Here is a 6,498-nt window from a genome sequence, read left to right as displayed (position 1 = left end):
GATAAGAACGTCGAGGTCCCGAAGGCGTCTGCGTCGCCGTCGTATGTGTTCCGGGTGAACCGGGATGTGGTGGTGCTTAATGATGTGAATTCGGGGAATGTGTGGTTGGTGAACCAGAACATGCAGCTGGTGAACAACTGGGACGACGTCATCCCGCCCAAACAAACCTCGGATGATGCTGACAAGGACTCCGCAGACGAGGTGCAGCAGACCGTCCTGCCGGACCGCACCAAGCCCAACAGCCCGCCCACCGCCAAACCGGACACCTTCGGCGTGCGCGCCGGGAAAACCACCATCCTCCCGGTCCTGGACAACGACAGCGACCCGGACGGCGACATCCTCACCGTCCGGACCCCGGAGCCGCTCAAGTCCGGGACACTCGCCCCGATCTACGGGGCCACCGGCTTCCAGGTCAGCGTGGGCGCGGACAAGACCGGCTCCGAAACGTTCAAATACACGGTCGACGACGGACGCGGCCTGTCCGCCTCCGCTGACGTCACCCTCAACATCATCCCGCCCGGCGAGAACGCGGCGCCGCGGCAGAAACCCAACCGCAACACCACCCTGGTGGTCCAGTCCGGGAAAGTGGTCAGCCAGAACATCCTCACTGACTGGGCCGACCCCGACGGMGACGACCTTTTTGTTGTCGGCGCGACCAGCAGCGACCCCCGCGACCAGGTGAAAGTCCGGCCGGACGGCCTGCTCAGCTTCCAGGACTCCGGCTCGGAACCCGGCAAAAAGACCGTCACCGTCACGGTGTCCGACGGCCGGGCCAGCGCCGAAGGAAAAGTGACCGTCGAGGTGCGCCCTCCCGGCGCCCTGCCCCCCATCGCGAACGCCGACCACGTTGTGGCCGTCGCCGGGGTCAGCACGGTGATCGCCCCGCTGAAAAACGACTCCGACCCGCAGGCCGGCGCCCTGCGCCTCGCCCAGGTCACCCCGGACGGAAACTCCACCRCCACCATGGGCGCCGACCAGCAGACGTTTACGTTCAACTCCACCGCCGTGGGCGCCCACTATGTGACGTACCTGGTCACCAACGGACCCGCCAGCGCCCAGCAGCTGGTGCGCGTCGACGTCGTCCCCGGCGGCGGCGACGGCGCGCCGGTGGCGGTCCGCGATACCGCGCTGCTGCCCAGCGGCGGCAGCGTCCTGGTGGACGTCCTGGGCAACGACTCCGACCCGTCCGGCGGCGTGCTGGTGGTGCAGTCCGTGACCGCCGCCGACGGGTTGCCGCTCAGCGTGGCCGTCCTGGACCACTCGGTCGTCAGGATCACCGACATCCGCGCGCAGGGCCAGCTCAACGTCAAGTACACGATCTCCAACGGCAAGGCCTCAGCCAGCGGGGAAATTGCCGTCCTGGTGGTCCCTGCCCCTTCCAAGCTGCAGGCGCCCCAGGCCAAACCCGACGAGGCGACCGTACGCGTCGGCGACGTCGTGACCATCCCGGTCCTGGAGAACGACACGGACCCCAACGGCGGCAAACTCACCCTCGAACCCGAACTTGCCCAAAAGCCCGACGCGGCCGACGGCCGCATCTTCACCTCCGGCCAGACGCTGCGCTTCATTGCCGGTGACGTCCCCAAAACGGTGTACGCGATCTACAAGGTCACGAACGCCTCCGGCCAAGCGGACTCGCAGCAGGTCTCCATCCGGATCCGGGCCCGCGACGACCAGCGCAACACCCGCCCCGAACCCAAGAACCTGACCGCCCGCGTGGTGGCCGGGATGACCGTCCGCATCCCCGTCCCGCTGGACGGCGTGGACAGCGACGGCGACTCCGTCCAGCTGACCGGGGTGGACAAGGCCCCCTCAATGGGAACCGCCGTGGTCAAGGACGGGTACCTGGAATTCACCGCCGCCGGCAACGCTGCCGGCACCGACACTTTCAGTTACCGGGTCCGCGACCGGATCGGTGCCGAGAACACGGGCACCGTGATTGTCGGCATCGCGCCGCAGGAAAGCAATAACCAGAAACCCATCGCCGTGGATGACGCCGTGGATGTCCGGCCCGGCCGCAAAATCGCCGTGGACGCACTCGCCAACGACTCGGACCCGGACGGGGACCCGATCAGCCTGGTCCGCAACGGCTTCGAGGCCCGCCCGGAACTCGCCGTCGAGCCCGCCGACGGCGGCAAGGTGCTGCTCACGGCGCCGGCCGCGGCCGGCAACGAGAGCGTCAGCTACAAAATCCAGGACGACAAAAAAGCCCAGGGCAGCGCCGTGATCCGCGTCCGCGTCAGCCCGGACGCGGCCCTGAAGCCGCCGGTGGCCAAGGATGACGTGGTCACCCCCGCGGAGACCCTCGGCAAGTCCGCCGTGGACGTCCCCGTGCTGCGGAACGATTCCGATCCCGACGGCGTCGCCGCGGACCTCAAGATCGGCCTGCCCGACGGCAACCCGAACGCCCGCGTTGCCGGAGACGGGACCGTCCGCGTGGCCCTCACCGCCGGCGACCAGTTGGTCCCGTACACGGTCACCGATGTGGACGGCCAGAGTGCGACGGCGGTTATCTGGGTTCCCGGCCAGGGCGAGCAGCACCCCACGCTGGCCAAGACCGATCCCGTGGAGGTGATGGCCGGCAAGGACATCACCCTGGACCTGGCCGAATATGTCCGGGTCAGGGAAGGCCGCACCCCGCGGATCACCCAGGTGGACAAGGTCAAGGTCCAGGGCGCCGCCCCGGAAAACGTGGTGGCAGGCAGCGGCTCCGCCCTGCGCTACGCCGCGCTCAAAGACTACGTCGGACCCGGGTCGGTGACCTTCGAGGTGACCGACGGGACCGGACCGGATGACCCGGCGGGCCTGAAATCCACGCTGAGCATCATCACCAAGGTCATTCCGGACCCCAACGCCAACCACCCTCCGACCTTCAGCGGCGCCAGCCTCGAGGTGCCGAAAGCGGAGACCGCGAACCTGGAGCTGGGGAACCTGGCCAAGGACGTTGACCAGGGCGACCAGGACAAGCTCAAGTTCGAGCTCGACGGCACACTGCCCGAGGGTTTCAAGGCCACCGTGGACGGGGCCACCCTGAAGGTCACCGCCGACGCCGGAAAGTCCGCCGGGTGGAAGGGCAGCATCCCGCTGAAGGTCACCGACGGGCGTTCGGATCCCGTCAAGGCCACCATCACCGCCACCGTCACGGCCTCCAACCGGCCACTCCCCGTGGCCAACGAAGACGTGGTGGAAAAAGCCAACGCTGGCAAGACGGAGACCGTCAACGTGCTGGCAAACGACTTCAACCCCTTCGCCGACACCCCGCTGAAGATCGTCCAGGCCACCGTGGAGACCGGCACCGCGGCAGGACAGCCGGCAATCGCCGGTGACTCCATCACCGTCACCCCCGCCGCCGGCTTCAAGGGCGTTATGGTGGTCCGCTACACCGTGACGGACAAAACCGGCGACGTCTCCCGGCAGACCGACGGCCGGGTCCGCATCACCGTCCGGGACAAACCCGACGCCCCGTCGGCGCCCACGGCAACTGATGTGCGCAGCCGCACCGCCGTCCTCAAGTGGACGCCGCCGTCGGACAACGGCGCCGCCATCACCAAATACACGGTGCGCTCTGCCAACGGCTTCAGCCAGGACTGCGCCACCACCACGTGCACCCTCAGCGGACTGACCAACAACGTCAAATACGTCTTCACGGTCACCGCCACCAACGAGGTCCACGAGTCCGACCCCTCCCCGGCGTCCAACGAGATCCGGCCGGATGAAAAGCCGTCGCCACCGGAGGCCCCCACGGTCAAGGCCGGCGACAAGAACATGGTGATCGCCTGGCCCGCGGCCAAAACCGAGGGCTCCCCGGTGAAGAACTACAACCTCGAAATTTCCCCACCCCCGGCCAGCGGCGTCGCCGTGAAGAACGGCGTGACCGGCCTGAACTACACCTGGGCCGGACTGACCAACGGCGTCCGTTACAAGGTGCGCGCCCAGGCCGTCAACGAACTCGGCCCCTCGGACTGGGGACAGTACTCCGCGGAGGACAACCCCGCCGGTGTGCCGGCAGCCCCCGGCGCGCCGACGACGTCGGTAGCCTCCGCCGTCGGCTCCTCCAACCAGCTCAAGGTGAACTGGAACGAGCCGAATACCAACGGCGACGCGATCAAGAACTACTACGTCACCATGAGCGGCGGTGGCGGGCCGGACCAGACCCAGACCGTGGCAGGCACGGTACAGACGGCGAACTTCACCGCCAACAACTCCGAGGCGGCCTACACGTTCACCGTGCAGGCCGAAAACAAAGCCGGCAAGGGCGGCGTCAGCGCAGCCTCGGCCCCGCGGCGCGCCACCGGMAAACTCAGCCAGGTCTCCGGCGTCAGCGCGACCCCGGCCAACACCGGCGGTGCCGGCCGGGCCGTCACCATCAACTTCCGCGAGCTCAGCGCCGCGGAACGGAACGGGTCTGCCTACTCCGAGGTCAGCTACACCTACCGCGCCACCACCGGCCAGGGCGGCCCGATCAAACCCGGCCAGACCGTGGGCGGGTTCGCCAACGGCGCAGGGACCACCATCACGGTGACGGCCAACTCCTCCGTCGCACCCAGCTCCGACGCCAGCGCCGGCGCCAATGCGAACCCCTACGGTTCGCCCGGCACCCCGTCCGCGTCCGGCACCAACGGGGCCGAAAACCAGCGGAACCTCACGTTCAACTGGGCCTCACCGGATGCCGGCAGCCACGACATCGCCTACACCCAGATCAAGATCGACAACGGCGGCTGGGAACGGGTGGGCGCGTCCGGAAGCCGGACGGTAAACACCGGCGGCTTCAACGAGCGCYACTCCATCCAGGTCCAGACGGTGAACTCACGCGGCACCGGAGGGCCAACGGCCTCGGCGTTAGCCCAGTCCGGGGCCGAGAAGACACGCTGGACCACCCGGCTCAACAGCGGAATGACCCGCAGCTGCACCGACCTGCCCGGAGCCACCTCCTACGACAACAGCAAGCCTGGTTACTTCACCTGCGACGGGCAGACCGGCACCAACCGGCCCTGGATGGGCGCCGCGGACGTCTTCGACATCATGTGCTGGAAGCCGCACGGCACCTACTACAGCGGGGACGGCCAGTGGTACTACATCATGCGCGGCTCGCCGAACCAGACCCGCTGGATCAACTCCACGCACACCACCCTCGGTGCCCCCGGGGCCAGCGGCGTCCCACTCTGCACCTTCCCGACGGGAGCCACGCCATAGCCGCCACACCAGCGCCCGCGCTACCCGCCCCGAAGGCCGACGGCGGGGAGTCCTCCCCATCGCGCATCCACCCATGGTTGGGTAGGCTGTCGCGGGACACGGCCCCGGATCCCGGGGCTGTCGGGGGCCTCTGCACTGCAATCTCAAAGGAACACCAATCGCTGTGACACGACTTTTCGCCATGCTGGGAGCACGGAAGCCGGGTTCCGCCACACCTCGCCCGCGGACGCGTGCGGGTCGGCGTCGTGTGGTGGTGGGGTCTTTTGTGGTGGCTGGTGTGGTGTTGGTGGCGGGTGCGGTGATTTATCCGGGGTTTAAGACCACTGAGGTGGATTTGAACGATGGTGGTGTGTGGGTGGTGTCGAAGGCGAAGAATGCTGTGGGGCGGTTGAATTATCCGTCGCGGGTGTTGGATGGTGCGGTGACGCCGGCGTCGACGACGTTTGATGTGTTGCAGGATGCKGGGACGGTTTTTGTTGATGATGCGTCGGGGGCGACGTTGAATCAGGTGTCTGCGGCGCAGATGSGGTTGGGTGGGGATAAGAAGTTGCCGGGGTCGGCTCAGGTGAGTTTTGGGTCCGGGGTTATTGCGGTGACGGATGCGGTGCGGGGTCGGGTGTGGGCGTTGTCTCCGTCGACGGTGAATGGTTTTGATGAGGAGAGTTCGGAGCCGGTGCTGTCGGGGGCGCAGGGGACGGTGTCGGTGGTGGGTGCTGATGACCGGATTTATAGTGCTGATCCGGTGTCGGGCCGGGTGACGGTGACGAGTGTGGATGCGGATGGGCGGGCGACGGATTCGCAGGCGAGTACCTGGGAGGGTTTGAAGGGTGCCGGCGGTATCCAGTTGACCGTGGTGGGGGACCGGCCGGTGGTGTTGGATGCTGGCCGGGGGAAGTTGTTGTTGCCRGGCGGGCGTGAGTTGGGGTTGGCGGATGCGCGGGATGCGCGGTTGCAGCAGCCTGGTCCGGGGGCGGATGCGGTGGCTGTGGCGACGCCGAAGGCGTTGTTGGAGGTGCCGTTGGATGGTTCGACGGCGAAGACGGTGACGTTTGGGGGTCAGGGGGTTCCTGCGGCTCCGGTGCAGTTGGGTGGGTGTGTGCATGCTGCGTGGGCTGGGGCGAATAAGTATGTGCGGGATTGTGTGAGTGATGTTGATGATAAGAACGTCGAGGTCCCGAAGGCGTCTGCGTCGCCGTCGTATGTGTTCCGGGTGAACCGGGATGTGGTGGTGCTTAATGATGTGAATTCGGGGAATGTGTGGTTGGTGAACCAGAACATGCAGCTGGTGAACAACTGGGACGACGT

At 67.2% G+C, this 6,498-nt stretch carries 1 protein-coding gene and 1 pseudogene; both read left to right on the top strand.

Going from position 1 to position 6,498, the window contains the following annotated elements; all coding sequences use genetic code 11:
• A partial coding sequence (locus tag AC1DHD_RS12840) for an Ig-like domain-containing protein (RefSeq protein ID WP_476880084.1) occupies positions 1–5,193 on the top strand: 5,193 nt, incomplete at its 5' end.
• Positions 5,194–5,374: 181 nt separating this feature from the next.
• Positions 5,375–6,498: pseudogene (locus tag AC1DHD_RS12835) on the top strand (Ig-like domain-containing protein); the annotation flags it as partial.

The organism is Arthrobacter sp. 05L45_2, from assembly GCF_056397525.1.
The sequence above is the reverse complement of the archived record's forward strand: the minus strand, read 5'-3'. Positions and strand labels throughout refer to the sequence as shown.